Here is a 20,348-nt window from a genome sequence, read left to right as displayed (position 1 = left end):
GCAGAATTTGAGTCGAATTACTACAGCTGATAGTCACGAACGGGTGCCGGACGACCAAAATAGAAGCCTTGTGCAGTTAAGAACCCCATATTGCGACAAACCTCTGCTTCGGCCTCAGTCTCGACACCTTCGGCCAACGGGTTGACCCCCAGCTCCAGTACGATTTGGACCAGGGACGCGAGCATCTTCTGCCGCTCTGGAGTTGCTCTATCAATCTCGTGAATCAGAGAAATATCGAACTTGAGGTAATCCGGCGGAGCTTCGACTAGTTCTGAAAGTCGAGTCTGCCCAGCTCCAAAATCGTCGTAGGCGAGGCCGATATTGAGCTCCTTGAGCTGTGAACGCAGCAATTGCATTTCACGCGGATCAGTAATGGCTGCCTCATGCACTTCAAGAATAATCGGAACATCTTGGGACAGTTGTCGAGCTGCTCCCATAGACGCAATCAATCCCTCACGTCGAATCTCAAGTGGGTGCGTATTGACAAACAGGGTCGCGTTTCCGTTCAGGTTCAACCCCTCCCGTACTCCCTCCCAACGCAACATGCGACTCAATTCGACTTCCATGTTCAATCTGGCGGCTGCATCAAACATGGCTGAGCATGACTCGAGCCCAAACAATCGGCTGCGGGCAAGTATCTCGTATCCACGAAATGCCCCCGTAGCCATATCAACAATTGGTTGAAAGTAGGGGGTGACCAGTCGATTTTCCATCAAGCGATCAAATTGCACTAAAGCCAATGCTTGATCGCACACATCCTCAGCCATCGTCAAACAGGTGTTCTGACGACTCTCGCTTCGAACTCGGAATGCCATGTCAGCGAATTGCAGCAAATCCTCTTCGCGGAGTGGGACACGGGCGTTAATCCGCCGCCCATTTACATAGGTACCATTGGTACTATTCAGATCGGACACCCACAGCTGCTCGCCTTCGAGTCTCAGTTCTGCGTGCGTTCCCGAAATTGTCTTGTAATTGAGCTGCAGTGAACATCCAGGGCGTCGACCAATCGAAAATGGAAAGGGTGGCACGACTTGGATGTGCTGCTCATCTGCCCCGTCCGTGCCGCGGACGAGCGTCCACGTAACTCCAGCTTGGGAGACCTCAGCAGTTTCCTGCAAAGCACTCTCAATGGTTGTGGGGCAATGATTTGAGTCCATGACTTACTTTCAAACTACGAACCATCGTTTTGGGCGATGATGATGGCGCGAAAATTCAACACCCAAAACTCTAGAACACAAAAATGACAAGTGTCTCCACTCGACTGCCTATTTCTCGACTATTGGCTGAGTTACTTAACGATCGTATGCATTACAGCTTCATCGAGAACACCCATTCGGGCTGACGCGTACGGTTCTGGGTGTGCTCGCGGCAGACGCGGTAGCTCCAACCAGCCCCGCCCCCCCTTGCCTATCCACTCCGACTGCCGAGCGCGAGGAGCCCAGTTTGCTGGAACAATCGCTAGATCCCTAAAACTCAATGACACTTTGCGAATTGCTTTCGCTCGTGGATGACCTCAGGGCCTCCTTCCCGTTCTGCGTGGGCTACGCTTCCGCGGCTTCCGAATTTACGTGCATGCGTTGGGAGTCCAATGCGCTTGCCCTGCTATGGTTACTCAGCCACGACGCTGAAGTAAAAAAACGGTGTGATATGTCCAATACATCCAGTCAATTCCACTCCCGCGATACCGCATCGATTCCCAATGCGGAATTACCGAGTGTATTGCATGAAGACCACTATTGGCCTGCAGAACCGGTCTCTCTAGCAGATGCCGGACTCAGCCAATCGTTTGTGGAGTCGCTGATTTGCCAGATTCTCATGGCTTCAGGAACGCTCAGCGGTCGACGTATTGCAGAATCGGCAGGCCTTCCTTTCGGCATTATTGACGAAAACCTTGCGATACTGCGAACACGTCAAATCATCGCACACGCGCGCTCAGCACCACTCAACGACTACTACTACAGCCTGACCGAAAACGGGCAGCAGAGAGCTATTCGACACCAGAAGTCGTTCACGTATACCGGCCCCGCGCCGGTTCCCTTGTCCGATTATGTCCTATCGGTCGAAGCTCAAGCCAATCAGTACGAGCCCGTCGAACGCGATCGCTTGCTGGAGGCCTTTACGGACATCTCCGTCGATCCAAGTTGGCTTGACTTTATCGGTCCGGCGGTGAACAGCAACGGCGGGATATTTCTGTATGGACCGCCGGGCAATGGAAAGACGACGCTCGCCAAATGCTTGACCGTCCTCCGCGGCGAGAGCATCTGGATCCCGCACGCAATCATCGATGACGGCATGATCATCAAGATTTTCGATGCAGCCTATCATCAACCCAAACAGGTCGAAAACGATTCGGGCCTGGTCAATATGCAGAATTTCGATCGCCGCTGGATTCGCATATCAAGACCCACGGTAGTAGTCGGAGGAGAACTCACTCTGGACAATTTGGAGATTCGGCATGATCCGAGGACTAATACTTGCGAAGCTCCACTTCAACTTAAGAGCAACTGCGGTAGCTTGTTGATCGACGACTTCGGACGCCAACGCGTTGCTCCCGAGGAGCTTCTCAATCGTTGGATCGTCCCCTTGGAAAGCAAGCAGGATTTCCTGACGCTCCCCACCGGCAAGAAGATCAGCGTTCCCTTCGAACAAATCGTTCTCTTCTCAACGAACCTTCAACCCCAAGATTTAGTGGACGAAGCCTTCCTCCGTCGCGTTCCGTTTAAAATCGAAATCAAGGATCCACGGCCAGAGGAATTCCTGGCGTTGTTCCAACGCGCGTGTGGAGCAATGGGATTTCCCTGGAGACCCGATGTCGTGAAGCAGCTCATCACGTGTTTCTTCCAGGCCAACAAACTTCCCCTAAGACGTTGCTACCCACGCGACCTGTTGAACCAAGTCCGCGCCTACTGCGTCTATCGCCGAGAACCGCTCGATCTTCGAATCGACTACCTGCAACACGCCTGCAGAAATTACTTTGGTACGCTCGGTGGAATACCTGCGGCAACCGCTGCAGTCGCCAAGCAGCCCCCAGTGGCGCGACCAGAGACTAGGGAGAACAAGAGTTCCGCTCAAGCCACGCCCGTACAGGCTCCTGCTCCAAGCCTGCCACTACCTGTTCCCATAGAAGCCACCCAGCAAGTCGCCTGCATGAATGCTTAGCAATCAGCGGGGCCTTTAAGTTCGTCGTTTTAAAGACCACCATCTATGACTCTCAATCCAGCCTCCGTAATCGCTGGCTACGAACCGATCCCAGGGTATCAATTGCGCCACCGTCTCGGAGCTGGCGGGTACGGTGAAGTCTGGATGGCAGATGCTCCTGGTGGGCTTCAGAAGGCGGTCAAGCTTGTCTTCGGAACATTGGAACAAGCCCAAGCTAGTGGAGAGCTGAAAAGTCTGCGGCGCATTTCGCAGGTCTACCACCCTTTCCTGCTGTCGATCGAGAGAATCGAAATTGTTGACGAGCAAGTCGTCATTGTGACCGAGTTGGCGGAATGCAGTCTGCTCGACCGTTTTGAACAGTTTCGACGCAAAGGGGCTCCAGGTATTCACCGTGGCACCTTGCTAGAATTCCTGCGAGATGCAGCGGATGCCTTGGACTTCTTATCCCAGAAACATTCCTTGCAGCACTTGGACGTCAAACCTGGGAACTTGCTGCTAATCGCCGATCGAATCAAGGTCGCCGATTTTGGCCTGGTCAAGGATCTGCACTCCCACACGCAGTCGATGATCAGCGGGCTCACTCCCAGCTACTCCGCGCCTGAAATCTTTGATGGCCGTCCGGACCACCGCAGTGACCAATATTCGCTCGCTGTTCTCTACATGGAGATGCTCACCGGAAAACTTCCGTTTGATGGAAAAACGACCGGCGAAATCGCGCGACAACATATTGCCAAAGCACCCAATCTAGAGGCACTGCCTCCCGCAGATCGCGCGATCGTGGGACGCTCTCTTAGCAAAAACCCCGTTGATCGATACGCTAGCTGCCGACAGTTTATCGAGCAGCTAGCCAAAGTCAAAAACCCTATCATGGTCGCGACGCATCCCGTCAAGTCGATCGCGGGGCAAGATTCAGTAGCCGCTTCAAACACAGAGATACAAAATACAGTAACGTCTCCTGCATTCAATGCAAGAATCAACTTCCGCTCGCCAATCGCACATCAAACACCGGACCATCAATGGAACCCAGCTCGTTGTCTGTTCATCGGTATGGGGGGCATCGCGGGTGACGTTTTGCTCAACCTACGCAGACGCATTGCCAAAGACAGTGAAAATCCATTCACCGTGCAAGACCACTGCTGGCGCGCAATCGATACAAACGTAGATGCACTGGAAAAATTGGTCAACGTAGAAGAGGATTGTGCCCTAACGCTCGAAGAAACCTGTGCCCTACCGATTTTCTCACCTAGCGAATACCGCAAGATCGATTCAACACTATTTTCCGCGCTGTCCAGACGCTGGCTCTACAACATCCCACGATCGTTGAAGACAGAGGGTGTCCGGCCACTGGCGATCCTCGCCTTCCTCCATCATTACGCACACCTCAAGAAGTCACTAGATGCGGCCCTCGACAACCTTACGCAACAACAGGGCACGTCCGAAAGAACTTCCGATCCGGTACGGATCTATCTGATAGCGTCACTCCATGGCGGTACCGGTAGTGCATTAATGTCGGAAGTCGGTTTGCTAGTCAACTCGCTTCTCCAGTCCAAAGGCATTCGCGATTTCCACACCTATGGATTCTGCACCGCAGCTGCGACTCTAAATGGCACCGGCGCTAGCCTGGCATCTGCCGCTGGATTGGCCTCCCTGGCCGAACTGCAGTTCATGATGTCCGGTGAACACATGTATCCATCCATTCACCCGGAGAACGCTTTGGAAGGCCCAGTGCGCGTTAAGCCGGTGACCTCCCTCGCGTTGCTGGACGGCGGATTGTATGGCGATAATGATGATGCAATCGAATGTGTAAATGCGTTAGCGCAAGCGGTTTTCCTGGACTCACAATCGCTGTGCGGTGCTACGCTAGATCCAGTCCGTCGAGACGATTGTCAGCAACCACTCGGCTGGTTACGCACCGTGCGTACCGGGAAACTCAACATTGCCAATTCGATTTCGCCGGTCAAATTAGCTCGCTGGTGTTGTTCAACCTCGCTGGCCAATACCCTTTGCTTCTTGACCGGAACAGGACTCAAATCGGACAGATGGTCAGCCGTCCAGACGCCCCCCGCCTCTGCCCAACAAGATCCTCTCTGCTCTGCCCAAGATTCCTTGCAGAGCGAATTGCCATTATCGCCTGCACGGCATCAGAGATTCTCGACGTTCTTACTCAGAGAATTGGGGTTTTGCACCAGCGATGATTTTAACGAATCCCCTATTTCGCAGGATTCCGAAGAACACAGTTTGGAGCTCTGGAGGAAACGACTCGAGCAGCGTCCCGACGCAGCCAAACTACTTATTGCCGAAGATCTCCGAATCTGGCAGGCTGCCGTTTCTAAACAAATAGGGCTCCGATTGTTTAACTGGAAACAGATCGAACAATTACAACTCCATGCCATTGAACAGATACTGGACTTCAGCGAAATTCACCTGAGCGCACTCATGCAGCACATTCAGCCCAAGCTGAAACTGCAAAACCCTCCGGATGATCTACAGGCCGCTGCTAGCCAATACTGTCAGACGCTCACGGTAGCCTACATGGAACGGCTAAAGCGGTACCAAGCTCATGGCAAGCAAATCGCTCAGAAGTTGGAAAAGTGGTGCGATTCGATTGTTGCCGAAACGGTCCTCAATGAATCCGAGCAAGAGGTTAGCTTCAATACCTTGCCGATCCCATTGCAGCGAGTTGCAGAGCGAGTCAACAATGCGTTGAACGCAAAGCTCCAAAAGCTTATCACTCCAATAATTGAAAGTATCGCAGAGCCAACAGAATTGGGAGTAGGCAACGCACACATGCACGAAGGTACCGTTGCAGAGATCAATCTGAAATACATGCTCAACTTGGCTTCCGATCTACTGAATCGGTACTCTCGCGAAGGTGATATTTCGGACGCAGTCTTTCAGAACCAGGACATCGAGGAAGAGTTTACCACGCAGCTCAAAGAGATCTCGTCCTTCGTTTCGAATCTATCCATGGTGGGAGGAGATGCCGATCGCATCGTGATCGGACCAGCCGATCAGCTGGAGCTGATCCAACCGTTTCTCCAGCGGAATTCACTCCATAAATCCACGACCCTGCTACCCACATCCTGCCGCCTTGGATTGCATCTATTCAGCGAAGCAACCCATGTAAACCTGCCGGCGCTGATTGCTACGCTGTGGCGTCCCTCTAGCGATACACTACGCTTGGCGGAACGTTTGCACACGCGCGTTGACGTCGAATGGGCCCCCGTCTCTGGGCTGCTCGAACTGTTGGCGGTGCCCGAGGAGACTTCCACAGATCCCTCCGCAATGGACACCTCAGACTTGACCGAAGGCACGATCCCTTGCCCCAGTGCACTGCCGCTACCAACCGGATCGATGACCGGGACGGTTGATGGCACTCTCCCGGTTCAGGCGCCTTAGCGGTTCGCCACGACGCCACCACTGCTGACGCAGTATTCGGTACAGCCTCAAGCCGCGTCGCCAGTTCCTAGAATCCAAGCTTGTAAAAAGAACAAGGCTCTAGACGTCGGTACGGCGACGGCGAGTTGGTCGCGTCATTGCGTTCTCGGCCTTGGGTGCGATGTGTTCAACGCGGATGCTGGTCGAGCGATTGGATGCAACGGCCGATCGAGCTGCTTGTTCCTCGAAGGTCGCGGGAGCCTTGGTAGCCGTTCGTAAATCGGCTGCTGGAACGGAAAACTCGTCACCGATATCCCCCAGGTACTCCTTGCGAACCACGGGATGCTGCCGAACCGTTTCAGGCGGTCCCTCACACAAAACCGCCCCTTTGCTGATCACATAGCAGCGATCGACGGTTTGGAGTATTTCACGCGCGGCATGGTCAGTAATCAGAATCGCAATGCCACGCTCTCTCAGCTTCTTGATGATTTCCTGAATGTTCTGCACTGTGACTGGATCAATACCAGCAAACGGCTCATCGAGCATGATGATCTGGGGATTGGATACTAGGCACCGGGCGATCTCCAAACGGCGGCGTTCTCCGCCAGAGAGCCGGCCAGCCTTCGACCGGCGAATATGGGTGATCTCGAACTCCTCAAGCAACTTCTGGGTTCGGGCCTTGCGTTCGCGCGACCCAACCCCCAGCAGCTCGAATACCGCTAAGATATTTTGCTCTACGGTCAACTTCCGAAAGACGCTCGATTCTTGCGCCAGATAGCCCATCTGCCCTTCCTTGGCGCGACGAAACAGAGGCCAATCGGTCACATCGATCCCTCCTAAAATGACTTTTCCGCGGTCGGGTCGCACGATCCCGCATGTCATTTTAAAGCTCGTCGACTTGCCTGCTCCATTGGGTCCCAACAGCCCCACGATCTCCGCTTCACCAACCGTCAGGCTTACGCCATTGACCACCTTGCGGCGGCCGTAGCTTTTCTCGAGTCCTTGGACTTCAAGTACATTCATCGTATGCCATCCATGACAAAGCGTTCTGGAGCGAGCAGTGGTCTGACAAGCGCTCGGCGGACATCGCTGCCCCAATCGGTCGCAGTTGAAAGACTATTGAATTCGTCCCATGCGCGCAATATTGGGAGTGTAAGGTACAGGTGTATTCCAGGTATGGGGCCAAAAAACCAGCAAGGCCTTACCCAGCAGGAACTTTTGCTCCACGAAATGATGACCGCTCCAGGCACGGGCGTCGGAACTGGCTGCACTGTTGTCGCCCATTGGAAAAAACTGGTCAGCTTCAAGTTCAAAGTTCAGGCGTCCTCGCAAATTGAACAAATTGGTCTGCGACCACCATTGGGGATGCGAGTAAACTTTCAAAATCGCTTCTTGGTCACTCAGCTGTCGGCGTTCTTCCGGGGCAGGAATGGAGGCCAAAATAGCGGAACCATGGTCCAAATTGTAATCGCAATAAGGCGTACCACGACGCATGATTTGCGGGGCAATGTAGTACAAGTCCCGGAAGACTTGGGCCCGACGGACCGTCATTTCCAATTGCTCTCCTCCGATGCCGACGGGCGCCGCATCGAGCGGGTCAGCTTCCGTCCAGTAGGGACGCCGATCTTTGGCGGTCCGGACCCGCTTCGAATCGAACGCGGAACTTCCATCGAAGGAGACGACCGAACCGTCGACCCACAAGGTAATTTGATCGTCCACATTCGCATATTCGAGGCGATAGCGGCCTGGCCCCTTTACTCCGGTCTGGCCTTTCAAGACTTCACCGACAAAGACAGGCTGAGGCAAATCTTGGCCTTTAGCCGTCAGCGATGCCTCTCCTGTGGCTACGTCGATCGAGCATTCATAATGAATCCCAAACTCGACTAAGTCCAACAGTAGTTTCCCGCTGGACGACTGGACTTCCATGTCGAACTCGCCGATCAAGTCTCCAACCCAATGGAAACCGCCGTTCAGCTCGTGGGCGCTCAGTCCGCCACGCCCACGCTCCGCCACGAAGTCGTAGGCGCGTCGTTCGGCTGAAATTCCCTCCTGCAATTTATCGTTGCTCCGGTCGGTGTAAACCAACCCCGACTCCACGTAGAACGAACTGTTGTAAGCGAGGAAGTCGGTCACGAGCTGTGAGGATGTTGGGGACACTGGTGGCAAGTCACCTCCCTGCCGAATCCCCTCCCAGGTCACACCATCGACGACTTTATGATAGTAGCGCAACCACTGCCGGTCGGTGGAGGAGGCCAGTTTGGCCGACCAAACCTCTGGCGTATGCTCTAATTCCCAGCCATTTGCTGCCCCTGTAGGGGAAGCCTGAGAGGTCCAGGGTTGCCATAAACTGGGCCAGCCCTTCTCGACCAAGATCCCCCCTCGGTGATCCGTATCCGAAACGATCTGCCGCATCGCTCGCACTTTATGCGGCGGCTTGCGGGCAATCTCCAGTTGACCGGTACTCTGTGCGTAAATATCTCCGTCCTGAATCTGCAGCTTTTCACCAGGCAGACCAATCAATCGTTTGATGTAGTTCATCCGGGCTTCATCGGGATACTTAAATACGAACACATCCCAGCGTTTGGGCTGGCTCAGCACGTAATCAAATTTGCTAACCAGGATCCGATCTCCATCAAAGCTGACGGCATTCGGGTTCTGCACGAAATCGTAGGCGTTGAGCCCACGGCAGGTGGAGCAAGTACTAGCCAGCGTGACGCGACCCACCAGTTGCCCAGTGCTCGAATCGAACTCTTCACTCGCACTAGCCTGATAGGCCTCACCACAGTATTCGCACACAACATCCTTGTGCGCCCCCATCAGGGTGGGAGCCATAGAACCGGTGGGAATCACGAATGCTTCGGCGACAAAAGCCCGAAAGAGAAATGCCAGGATGAAGGCGACAACAATCGACTCCACCGTTTCGCGGCCACTTTGCACCGCGGAACCTGTTGTGACATGACGGTTTGCACTCGATTTGGCCGATGGAGCGGCGGAAGCTGCGGACATGCAAAAAACTCTGAAGACGGTCAAAAAGTGGAGTGTGCCGACGCCTACTTGGGAAACCCGGAACGAGAATGCACCCGTTGCCAATCGAACGGAGATTTCAAAACTCGAGAAACCTCGCGAGGGTTGGGAGCGAAGGCCAGGATTATAGCCCAAGGGAAGTAAGGGGCGAAATGCGAACATCCCCCTACTTCTCTATTCCCTCCCGACTATTTCGTGCAAAATTAGCCGGTCTTGGAGTTTCCGCCTAAAACTGCAACCCGAGGCTCTTCAATCGCTGGGCGGTCTCGGCCATGAGCGCGTCCTCAGCAGCTTCATCTGCCGCCACATAGGTGACGGAAAATCGCAGAAATGGCCCCGCGTCGTCCCAAGGCACTGTTACGATGGACTGCTCGGTGATGAGGTGTTGGCTAGCCTCTTCCGCATTGGCGAATTCCAGCCCACCTACGGTACCAGCCGGTGTCGGTGTGTATAGGAAGTAGGTCCCGCCGGGCATTTCGCACTGAAATCCCACGCTCTTGAGCATCGCGACCAACTTCTGCAAACGACGACGGTACTTTTCACGCACTGCGTTGGGAATATCATCAGAATCCAGTGCAAACGCGGCCGCTTGTTGGATTGCTGCAAATTGCCCACTATCACAATTGTCCTTAACATCGGCGAACGCTTGGATTAACCGGGAGTGCCCACACACCCAACCAATCCGCCAGCCAATCATGTCAAACCCTTTGCTCATCGAATGAATCTCAACCCCCACTTCCCGAGCACCATCGATGGACAGGAAGCTCAGGGGCTCCTGATCGAATGAGAGCACCATGTGGGCAGCATCTTGGGCGACCACAAATTGATGCCGATGCGCCAGTTCCACGACCTCTTGGTAGAACTCGCGCGTCGCCGTCTTCCCGGTGGGGCTATTGGGGTAGTTGAGCACCAACAACTTAGTGCGTTCCCATGTCTCTGCCGAAATTTTACTGAAATCGGGGAAGAACTGGTTCTCAGCGAGCAGCGGCAAAGCGACAACGCTGCCGCCATAGTATTTGGTATGGGTCCCAGCGACGGGATAGCCAGGAGCCGTCATGAGCGTGACGTCCCCCGGATTGATCAGGCAGGCAGGCAACATGGAGAGCGCTGTCTTGCTGCCGATACAATGATTGATCTCCGTGACGGGATCCAATTGGACTCCCAAACGACGCTGCATAAAGCGAGCCGCTGCCTCTTTGAAACTTGCAATTCCATTGTCAGCATAGCCACGGTTCTCTGGTTTATTGATCTCTTCCGCCATCCGCTGGCGAACCGATTCAGCGGCCATGCTATCATTCTCGCCAATCCCGAAGTCGATAAGCTCGCGGTGCGGATAATCGGCGAGGGCCTTGCGTTTGGCGCGCTTGATCTTTTCGAACTTGTAAATGGCAGTCCCCTTGCCATAGTTCGATCCGCCGATACGGTCAGAAAACAACTGCTGAAAATAGGGGTCGGTTGCTATACCAGTACTCATAGTCAAAAGGCTAAAATTCTAGAGGTCGAATGGGGAAGTTGCGGGAAACACCCTGCAGGCTCAACAAGGCTTGTTGGCAACAGTTTTGGGCTGTTCAAAGCTACCCGAGAAGGACTCAGCCGACAACCACGCACACTCGATGGCTTTTGAAACGCGGGACACATGACTGCAGAATATCGAGGCGGCAACAGCCGTAGCTTGGCAAAAAAGCTAGACCAATCCAGCCATTGCGTCGCTATCCTCGATCAGAAAGCAACGATTCTGTTTGCGAATTCCTCGCTGTGCCGACTCGCCAAAGTCGAGGCCACGCAGTTGGTCGGTAAACAATGCTTGGGAAACATTGGCAGCGATGAGGAGCCGCTGGCTAACCTTCTGAGCCTCCTGGCACCACCGGCCAACGCCCGCCAAGGACAATTTGCCTGGAGACAGCTCACCACTCCCCCCGTCTTCGGCTCTTCGATCTCCGGCCAACTCTTCACCCCCCTATTGGGAGACTCCGGTGAGGTTTGGCTCACTATCGTCTATTTGGGGGAATGGGAGCAGATCAAAGGGCAAATGCTCTCTGTGCAAGGCACGCCAGCCTTGGGGCGGCGTTCCGAGGAGCAGGTGCTGGCCAATCTGCGCAGCCGATGGAAGACCCTTGCGCCTTTCACGCCATTGATTGGCGAGAGTCCGGCCATTGACTTGGCGATGACTCGGGCCCAATTAGCGATTCAGAACGACTGCAATGTATTGATCTCTGGGGCAGCACAGACCGGCAAGCAGGAGGTGGTGGAAGCCATCTTTGCCCGGCGCCTGCGATTGGCCTCCACACCAGTCCATTCCGGGCGTTTGTTCCCCATTGAATGTGGTGTGGTCGATGCCGAATTGCTTTCAGGCATGTTGGAAGTCTTCAGCGGCCGCCGTCTGGAGGGCGTACCTCGAGGCAGTCAACAACTGCTCCTGGACAATCTTCAGCTGTTGGACCTCGATTGCGTGGAAGTATTAACCGACTGGTACAGTTCCCAGCAAAACACGTGCAGCCTCGCCGCCACGTTGCAGACGTCGCACCGTCCGGCCGCCAATCCATTGCATTCGGTGACGAACGAATTCAGCCAGCGGGGAGGAAAATGGCCCAAATTGCTATCCATCTTGGGACAAATTGACATCCATCTCCCGCCACTCAGCGAACGCCGAGAGGACATCGCGCCCCTAGCAACCCAAATCCTGTCCGATTTCTGCAGTCGGCAGCAGAAGCCACAAATGCGATTCTCTTTGGACGCCCTAGATCTGCTGAGTGCCTACACCTGGCACCGAAATCTCATCGGCTTGCGCGAGGCCATTGAGAGTGCGGTGGAACGAGCCGTGCTTGTCCCAACCCTTCAAGTAGAACATCTCCCCACGGCTATCCGGACTTTCGCCAGTTCTGCCGGACAGCCCCATGCCAGGGTCCAGCCCATCGAGATGGACACTGTCTTGCTGGAATTGGAGACGCTCATGTTGAAGCGCGCCCTCAAACTCTCTCCACGCAATCGAGCCCAAGTCGCAAGACTGTTGGGAATCAGCCGGCCACGCCTGCTGCGGCGCATCGAGCAACTCGGACTAGAGCCCCCCCAAGATGCAACACCACAAAGCCCCCGCCCAAGTTCCTAGTTAAAGAACTGCAGCCTATTTCCTAATAATCTGCAATACGCTTGCTCTCTGCGTGGGATTGTGCCGATACCATTTCCTAGAAACGATCGTTCGCACAAGTTACGGGATGGACGCCATGCTGGTTCAGACAAGCCGATTCGGAAATGTGGAAGCGAGCCACGAAGACATATTGATTTTTCCGCAAGGGCTGATTGGCTTCGAGTCGAGTCGCCAGTGGCTGATCTTGCCAGATCCGGAGAATCAGGAAGTGGCATGGCTACAGTCGGTAGCCCAAACCCAAGTCGCCCTTCCCTTGGTGAGCCCTCGAAAATTTGCCACGGACTATAAGGTCAATATCGGCAAACGCCAATTGGCACCGCTGAAACTGCGGAATACCGACCGGGTGTTTATCTTCAATGTTGTCAGCAAATCGGGCAAGACGCTTACCGCGAATTTGCGCAGCCCCATCGTGATCAATCTCACCGCGCGACTGGCGTGTCAGGTCATCACCTCCGACGCTCTGCCACTTGCCTTGCCGATCAGTTTGGGAAGCACCCCAGCGATACGAATGGCCGCTTAGCGTTTCGACCGACATGCAATCCTGGTGTTGGATGAATCGGTTCGAAAAATAGAGGATAGACCGTTGGCGGTAAGGCGTGGCCTCGCGAAACGGTCTCTCAGATCGCAAAATGGCACGCATGGCCCTTGAAAGGAACCGGACCTTCTCGCCTGCTCATGCTTTGCGAATGTTTGTCGGTGAGCCCACGGCCCCAGCACCGCGCCCCGCAGCTATACCTAGCCTGCACCTCCGATGTAATGTGAATGCTACAGGACGTTCTGATTTAGATGGCATTAAGGGGACGATAGTTTCCCCATCAGTAGTCTCAACAACTACTTGAATGACTAGTTAGATCTCAACGGAATGACTCATAGTATTTGATTCGGAGAAGGAGCGAGTACATGTTGGTGCTGTCGCGACACAGAGACGAGAGCATCATGATCGGTGATGACGTAGTCATCACAATAGTCGATATTCGAGGCGATAAAGTACGGCTGGGGATCGAAGCCCCGCAAGACATCCCAGTCCATCGTCAAGAAGTTTACGAAGCGATCAAACGAGAAAATCAAAAGGCTGGACATATTCAGCCTGGTGAAACTCGTTCGCTTGGCAATCGACACCGATAGATACCGATCTTGGTGACCCAAGACAATATATGCAGAATAAGTGGAGGTGAGGGCTTGGGCACTCACCTCTAACTTTTTTGCCTTCCCATTGTCGATACAAACTACAACCCATCAACGACTGCTGCGAATTTGTTCGTACAGTTGATCCATTCGTTGCCTGTAGACGCCCGATACAAGCTGCGAATCCGATAGAGGCATGAAACGACACTCAAGACCTTGCGCCCGGTCCTGTGTTGTGAAGTGCTCTGCAGGGAAACCTGCAAGCTGGGCAGACTGCCCAAAAAGTACCGATCAGACGGAATGTACCACGTGTACAGAGTAGAGGGTGACCTAGTTAGCAGATTCTACGAAAGCTATGCACATACTCAAACCGCATGCGCAGGTTTTCAATGCTACTCTTCTCACGAACTTGAATACAGGAGGGACGTTCCCTTCCACAAGTTCCACAGAAGCAGTGCGATTCCGAAGAAAGTTCGCTGGGCGTTGTAGGTCGAGTCGACCGACACGCTAAAGGTTCAAATAAATCGGGTCGCGTAGGCGCCACCAAGTCCGACTTTTCAGCTGTCAGCAATCCAATTCACCAATAAAACCGTGAAGTTAAAACTCAGCCCTGACAAAGCATCCGACTTGGGCAGCGTGTTTCACGTAACCCGAACCGATCCTTGGGAGTAATTTACAGATGACTCGAATCAACACCAACGTTAGTTCACTTGTTGCTCAAAACCGATTGAACAAAACCAACGGCGACTTGCAAACTTCGCTCACGCGCTTGAGCACTGGTTTGCGAATTAACACCGGTAAAGATGACCCTGCTGGTCTGATTGCAAGTGAAGCACTGCGAAGTGACATCACGAGCCTCAACAAGGCTATCTCCAATACACAACGCGCCACGCAGATCATTGCAACTGCGGATAGCGCCCTCGGACAAGTTAGCTCGCTGCTGAACGATGTCCGTGGTCTCGTCGTAGAAGCTGCGAACAACGGAGCGCTCAGCGACGACGAAATCGCAGCTAATCAGTTGCAGATTGACAGCTCGCTCGAAGCCATCAACCGGATTGCTCAAACGACCACGTTCCAAGGTCGCCGTTTGCTAGATGGCAGTCTTGATTTCGTGACCAAAGCCGGTAGCGGCTTCAATACGGTCGCCGACCTCAAAATTGATCAAGCCAACCTGGGTGCCATTGGATCGATCGGTGTTGATGTAAAAATCAGCTCGGCCGCCACACGCGCCACTGCCAGCACTACCGGCGTTCCTGCCGCCACAACATCCGCCAAGTCGACTGGCACCATCACGTTTGATGCTCCATCGCCTGATACGGAATCCACTGCCAATGTCACCTTGACCAACTCGTTCACGGTTGGTGCCGAAGCTTCCGGAGCGGTAACTTTCGGAGCCGCCACGACGCCAGATACTGAAGCAACTGGCGTACTCACCTTGGGCAGTGGTGTCGAGTTGACAATCACGGCAGCCGACGGCGGACTAGCTGACGGAGCGCGAGGAAACGGCACAATCGTCGAAGTTCGGACCAATACAACCGCGTCCACCGCAACCTACGATGATACGACCCAAACTCTGGTCCTTGACCTCAAGGAAGGTGATGACGAGGCAACGGTTGCTGCAGCCTTGTCCGATGCCAACTTCACCTTCGCGGTCGGTGCGGGATCGGGTACGGTTGTGGCTGGCGATGCCGGCATTCAAACGAGCGTCTTGTCGACAGGGACTGATGCGGTAGACCCTCTGACCGGCTTTACCCTCTCCGCCCTGAACAATGGTGCAGCCGATGGAGCCAAGGGTAATGATACCACGATCGTTACCACTTCGGGTACAACGACGGGTGCAACCTACGACGCGGACACCGATACGCTAACCCTCACCGCAGCCGCGGACGCTACGATCGATGACTTGGTCAATGCCATCAACACCGACTTGGCAGGCACTTTCCAAGCGTCGAACAAGGTCAATGGCAGCTATAAGTACTCTTCCGCGGACAACGCCTCCACGGGCTCGCTATTGAGCGGTGGTCTCAGCCCCACTTTGGCCGGTAACTTCGATATCGAAGCAGTCAACGGTGAGGCTGCGGATGGTGCTGCGGGCATCGGTGGAACGCTTAGCTTTGCTGCTGGTGCAACCACTGAAGCAATTTACGATGCAGAAAACAACGTCCTGAACATCACCGTCGCAGAGGGAGCTACCGTCCAAGACGTGACCGATGCGATCGATGCTGAAGGTACGTTCGTTACCAAGAATGTCCTGAACGGCAACGCCATCTTCAGCGACTCGGATTACGGCGTCAATGCGGCCGCTCTGGCTGGCGGCACCGATGCGGTCGCCTCGGACGTGATTACGGTAACAGCCGATGAAGGATCGCCAAGCTTCGACGGTCGAACCATCACGCTCAATGCGGACAACTCCCTGGCCAGCGGCACCGCGAATGCTTCGCTGGACGATGATGGGAATATCGTTGTCAATGTGAGCAGCAATGGTGGGGTCAACGTCGGCACCATCGCTACTGCGATCGATGAACTCGAGGGCTTCGGCGCGACGGTCACCGCCACTGACGGCGACGGTTCCTACGATATTGACAACGACACTGCAGCCGCAACTACAGCACTCAGCGGTGGGCTCTTCGGTGGTGGCCTCAACGCTGATCTAGTTGTTCAGCTGACTGGTGCAAACGGTTCTGAAGTACTGCAGTTCCAGAAGGGTGCTGACATCGAAAGCATCATTCAATCGGTCAACTTGGTTTCTGACGCGACTGGCATCAAGGCCTCAAACGATGGTGGAAATCTCAAGCTGGATAGTACGTCCTACGGTTCAGACTCCTTGGTGGCTGTTGAAGTCATCAAGGAAGGAGAAGGTGGAACGTTCGCTAGCGGCCTCAGCACTTCCCGTGCGAAGGGAACGGATATCGTCGCGACCGTCAATGGAACTCTGGCGGACGGCAAGGGCAACACCCTGTCCTTGAACTCAGCCACGCTGGACCTTAGCCTGACCGTTGCTGATGGTTCATCCACCAGTGTTGCCTTCACGGTTACCGGAGGTGGTGCACAGTTCCAACTCGGCCCAGACGTGGTCAGCAATCAGCAAGCTCGATTGGGAATCGGCAGCCTCAATACTGCTAAATTAGGCAGTGCCAACGGCCGTCTCTACGAACTGGCCTCAGGCGGTGCAAAAGCACTGGCCACCGATGCCACCGGAGCATCACAGGTGATCGACGATGTGATCAATAAGGTTACCAACCTTCGTGGTCGACTCGGTGCCTTCCAAGCCACGACGCTGGAGAGCAACTTGGTTTCGCTGGGCGAAACAGTCGCGAACCTAACAGAAGCCGAAAGCTCGATTCGGGATGCCGACTTCGCGAAGGAGTCTGCCGCGTTGACTCGAGCACAAATCCTGGTTCAATCCGGTACATCAGTACTGGGGATCGCCAACCAGAATCCTCAAAACGTACTCAGTCTTCTACGATAAAACGTTTCGTTTAACTTGAGAAGATTCAATGATAGCCGCGTCAGGCAGATAGTCTGACGCGGCTATCTTGCTGTTCACTTTTGACAGACACCGTACTTCGATGCGGTTCCGTCGGTAAAAGTCAAGTTCTATCCACGGAAGGACGATGCCAAATATGATGCGCAGGGCGCGCCAACGCCTGCCGTAAAGCCCTAGTAGGCCCAAGGCACCCATCGCTCGGTGCACGAACAGAGGAAAGTCAATGGGACGAATACAATCCAGTGTAGGACTCGTGACCGGTGTAGCCATCGACGATACGGTCGATCAGCTAATGGGGCTCAATGCGGTCCCTCGTGACCGTTTGGTGAGCCGCACAACTCAGCTCCAACAAGAGCAAACTGCCGTCACCGAACTGATGACCCAAATTGTCGGTTTGCAACTTTCCACCGACCGACTTGGGCAGGATTCACTCTATTCGGCCACCTCCGTAACCAGTAGCAAATCCGATGTACTGACGGCGAAGAACACCGGCTCTGCCAAGCTTGGATCCTACAGTTTCATCCCTGTTCGGCAGGCTCAAAGCCAACAACTCACCAGCTCACTCTACTCCTCCAGCGCTCAAAAGTTGACCGAAGGTGAAATCGTCATCCACCAAGGTGGCTTTTTAGATGAATCGGTCAGCCTCGATGAGCTCAACGGAGGCGCTGGCGTCTCGCGCGGCGCCATACGCATCACAGATCGTAGCGGTGCAAGCCAAAAAATCGATCTCCGGTTTGCCGAAAATGCAAACGATGTGGTTGATGCGATCAATTCCAATGACGCATTGGGGATTGTCGCCAGCCTGGAAGGAGACCATTTTGTTCTCAAAGATATATCGGGCGCTACGCTCAGCAACTTGAAAGTCGAAGACGTTGATGGCGGCACAACCGCTCGCGACCTGGGACTCAGCGGCATCTCGACGACAGACACTACAGCTGAGGGTAGAAGCGTTCAAACACTGGCTGTGAACACTTCACTCCGGTCTCTGCTCGACGGGCGTGGAATCGATCTTCCAAGTTCTGGGGCCGCCCTCAAATTCAGTCTGAAAGACGGCACTTCTTTCTCGCTCACCTCAGAAATTGACACGCAAACGGGCAGTGTCGGACAATTGCTGGACGAAATCAATGCTGCTGGAAACGGCAAAGTTGAGGCCCAGATCAGCACCGACGGAAAATCGGTTGCAATCAACGATTTAACAAGCGGTTCGGCAAGCTTCACGATATCTAGCCCGCAGGGCGACCTCGCAGCCCAACTAGGCCTGGATGTCGCAGCCAGCGGTGGCACGATCACTGGCGACCATTTGATCGCAGGCCTGAGCGACACACTCCTCGATAGCCTCAGTGTGGGAGGCGGCTACCCGAGCCTCGGCGACCTGGACATTACCAATCGGGCTGGTAGCACTACGACCATCGACCTATCCGGTGCGAGAACCCTGCACGATGTGATTGACACCATCAACGATGCATCCGCCGGTGTCACCGCCCAACTGAATCGCACCAAGACCGGTATTGAAATTCTCGACACGACCGGCTCAACCTCCCATGATCTTGTCATTGCGGACGGCGATGCGACCGATTCGGCCAGCAAGCTTCAGATCGAAGGCGCGTTTGCGAAGAGTTCCGTAGATAGCGGATCGCTGAACAAGAAATACGTGACCCGCAGTACGAGCCTACAGGATTTCAACCACGGCCAGGAATTCCCCTTAGGTGCGTTCAAGATAACGGACTCCGCAGGCAAATCGGTTTCCCTAAATCTGAGTACGCGACAGCCAGAGACGATTGGTAATGTCATCGATGAGATCAATAAGCTCGGAATTGGCGTCGAAGCCCGATTGAACGAAACCGGAGATGGTTTGCTACTGCTAGACACGGCCAACGGCTCCGGCAGTCTCACGGTCAGTGACGTGGGCAATAGCTCGTCCGCGAAAACTCTCGGAATCGCTGGCACCAGTTCGGCATTGACCGTTGGTGGAACGGCCGCCGTTGGGATTGACGGCGCACAAACGATCCGCATCAAGACCGACTCCGAAACGACCCTTGCCAACTTAGCAGAACAGATCAATGCACTCGGAAGCAGTCCCGTCAATGCCAACATCCTCAACCTCAACAGCTCTGGCGGCGTGCGTCTGATGCTGAACAGCACTTCCTCGGGTGCTCAAGGTAGAGTTGCTCTCGATTCCGATATCGGCATCACGTTCTCGGAAACAACACGGGGGCAAAACGCACTGCTGGCATTCGGAGCGAATGGTACCAGTGGCGGCGTTCTCGTGTCTTCAGCGACCAACACCTTCGACGGTATTGTGGAGGATGTGCAATTCACCATCGCGGACACTTCCACCAGTCCAGTGACGGTGACGGTATCCGAAAATACGGAAACCATTTCGAAACAAGTCGAGGCCTTCGTCACCCAATTCAACAAGATGCGTGACAAGCTTGATTCGCTAACCGTCTTCGACGTGGACACCAACAGCGTTGGAGTTCTGTTCGGCTCCAGCTCCGCCTTGAGAGTCGATCTTGGCTATGGCAGGCTACTCTCCGGCGCGTTCCGCGGAGCTGGTGATATCAGCTCATTACGCGAAGTTGGTATCCAGCTCAACGAAAATGGCAAACTCGATTTTGATAAGGAAAAATTCTCCTCTGCAATAGCCAAGGATCCCGGGGCCGTCAAAGAATTCTTCACTACGGAAGATTCGGGCTTTGCCGCGAAAGCAAAAGCACTGGCAGATAGCTTGGCAAGTGTCGAAACCGGCTCATTGCTCAATCGCTCCAATTCCCTGCAATCTCAAATCGAACAGAACAATAAGCGGATTGAATCGTTCAACACGCGACTTGATAAACAGCGCACCCGCCTGTTGACTCAGTTCTACAACATGGAACAAACGATCGCCAAACTGCAGCAGAATTTGACCTCCATCAATGGCTTGCAGATTATTCCACCGCTTGGCAGCTAACCAGCAACCCGCCGAAATCCGCCTTTCCGCTCGCCGCCTCCCCTGGGAGGTTTTCCGCGGAGAGTAACTTCGCGTTTGCA

Annotated in this window: 11 protein-coding genes and 1 pseudogene; 8 read left to right on the top strand and 4 right to left on the bottom strand. The window is 54.3% G+C overall.

Annotated elements, in window-relative coordinates; translation table 11 throughout:
- Positions 1 to 20: 20 nt before the first annotated feature.
- Positions 21 to 1,157, bottom strand: coding sequence for an EAL domain-containing protein (locus tag Q31a_RS09060; RefSeq protein WP_145076787.1), 1,137 nt, complete (start codon positions 1,155 to 1,157; stop codon positions 21 to 23).
- Positions 1,158 to 1,647: 490 nt separating this feature from the next.
- Between Q31a_RS09060 and Q31a_RS09055 the strand changes: the two genes are divergently transcribed.
- Together Q31a_RS09055 and Q31a_RS09050 are read left to right on the top strand one after the other, a co-directional pair.
- The gene (locus Q31a_RS09055) at positions 1,648 to 3,159 is read left to right on the top strand and encodes an AAA family ATPase (RefSeq protein ID WP_231691127.1); all 1,512 of its coding nucleotides are present in this window, start codon (positions 1,648 to 1,650) and stop codon (positions 3,157 to 3,159) included.
- Positions 3,160 to 3,204: 45 nt separating this feature from the next.
- Positions 3,205 to 6,558 carry a protein kinase domain-containing protein gene (locus tag Q31a_RS09050; protein ID WP_145076785.1) on the top strand — a complete coding sequence of 1,118 codons (3,354 nt, stop codon included), beginning with the start codon at positions 3,205 to 3,207 and terminating at the stop codon, positions 6,556 to 6,558.
- A gap of 99 nt (positions 6,559 to 6,657) precedes the next feature.
- Here Q31a_RS09050 and lptB read toward each other — a convergent pair whose 3' ends face one another.
- The 3 genes from lptB to Q31a_RS09035 all read right to left on the bottom strand — a co-directional run bounded on the left by lptB (position 6,658) and on the right by Q31a_RS09035 (position 11,035).
- Complete coding sequence (gene lptB, locus Q31a_RS09045; protein WP_145076782.1) at positions 6,658 to 7,560, bottom strand: LPS export ABC transporter ATP-binding protein; 903 nt, start codon at positions 7,558 to 7,560, stop codon at positions 6,658 to 6,660.
- A gap of 93 nt (positions 7,561 to 7,653) precedes the next feature.
- Positions 7,654 to 9,543, bottom strand: a complete 1,890-nt coding sequence (gene lepB, locus Q31a_RS09040) for a signal peptidase I (RefSeq protein WP_197356525.1) — start codon at positions 9,541 to 9,543, stop codon at positions 7,654 to 7,656.
- A gap of 244 nt (positions 9,544 to 9,787) precedes the next feature.
- Complete coding sequence (locus tag Q31a_RS09035; protein ID WP_145076778.1) at positions 9,788 to 11,035, bottom strand: LL-diaminopimelate aminotransferase; 1,248 nt, start codon at positions 11,033 to 11,035, stop codon at positions 9,788 to 9,790.
- 162 nt (positions 11,036 to 11,197) lie between these two features.
- Here Q31a_RS09035 and Q31a_RS09030 point away from each other — a divergent pair, with 162 nt between their 5' ends.
- The 6 genes and pseudogenes from Q31a_RS09030 to fliD all read left to right on the top strand — a co-directional run bounded on the left by Q31a_RS09030 (position 11,198) and on the right by fliD (position 20,268).
- Entirely contained in the window at positions 11,198 to 12,667 is a 1,470-nt protein-coding gene (locus Q31a_RS09030; RefSeq protein ID WP_145076776.1) for a sigma 54-interacting transcriptional regulator, read from the top strand.
- Positions 12,668 to 12,782: 115 nt separating this feature from the next.
- Positions 12,783 to 13,226, top strand: coding sequence for a flagellar assembly protein FliW (fliW, locus tag Q31a_RS09025; protein WP_197356523.1), 444 nt, complete (start codon positions 12,783 to 12,785; stop codon positions 13,224 to 13,226).
- Positions 13,227 to 13,606: 380 nt separating this feature from the next.
- Entirely contained in the window at positions 13,607 to 13,831 is a 225-nt protein-coding gene (gene csrA / locus Q31a_RS09020) for a carbon storage regulator CsrA (RefSeq protein ID WP_145076772.1), read from the top strand.
- Positions 13,832 to 14,510: 679 nt separating this feature from the next.
- Positions 14,511 to 15,257, top strand: a pseudogene (locus Q31a_RS31540) (flagellin); the annotation flags it as partial.
- A gap of 249 nt (positions 15,258 to 15,506) precedes the next feature.
- Positions 15,507 to 17,300: a flagellin gene (locus Q31a_RS31535; RefSeq protein WP_449224071.1), complete on the top strand. Its 1,794-nt coding sequence runs from the start codon at positions 15,507 to 15,509 to the stop codon at positions 17,298 to 17,300.
- Between the two features lie 241 nt (positions 17,301 to 17,541).
- Positions 17,542 to 20,268: a flagellar filament capping protein FliD gene (fliD, locus tag Q31a_RS09005; RefSeq protein ID WP_145076770.1), complete on the top strand. Its 2,727-nt coding sequence runs from the start codon at positions 17,542 to 17,544 to the stop codon at positions 20,266 to 20,268.
- The last annotated feature ends 80 nt before the right edge of the window (positions 20,269 to 20,348 follow it).

The organism is Aureliella helgolandensis (assembly GCF_007752135.1).
GTDB lineage: Bacteria > Planctomycetota > Planctomycetia > Pirellulales > Pirellulaceae > Aureliella > Aureliella helgolandensis.
Note: the sequence above shows the minus strand (reverse complement) of the source record. Positions and strands in the feature narration are given on the sequence as shown.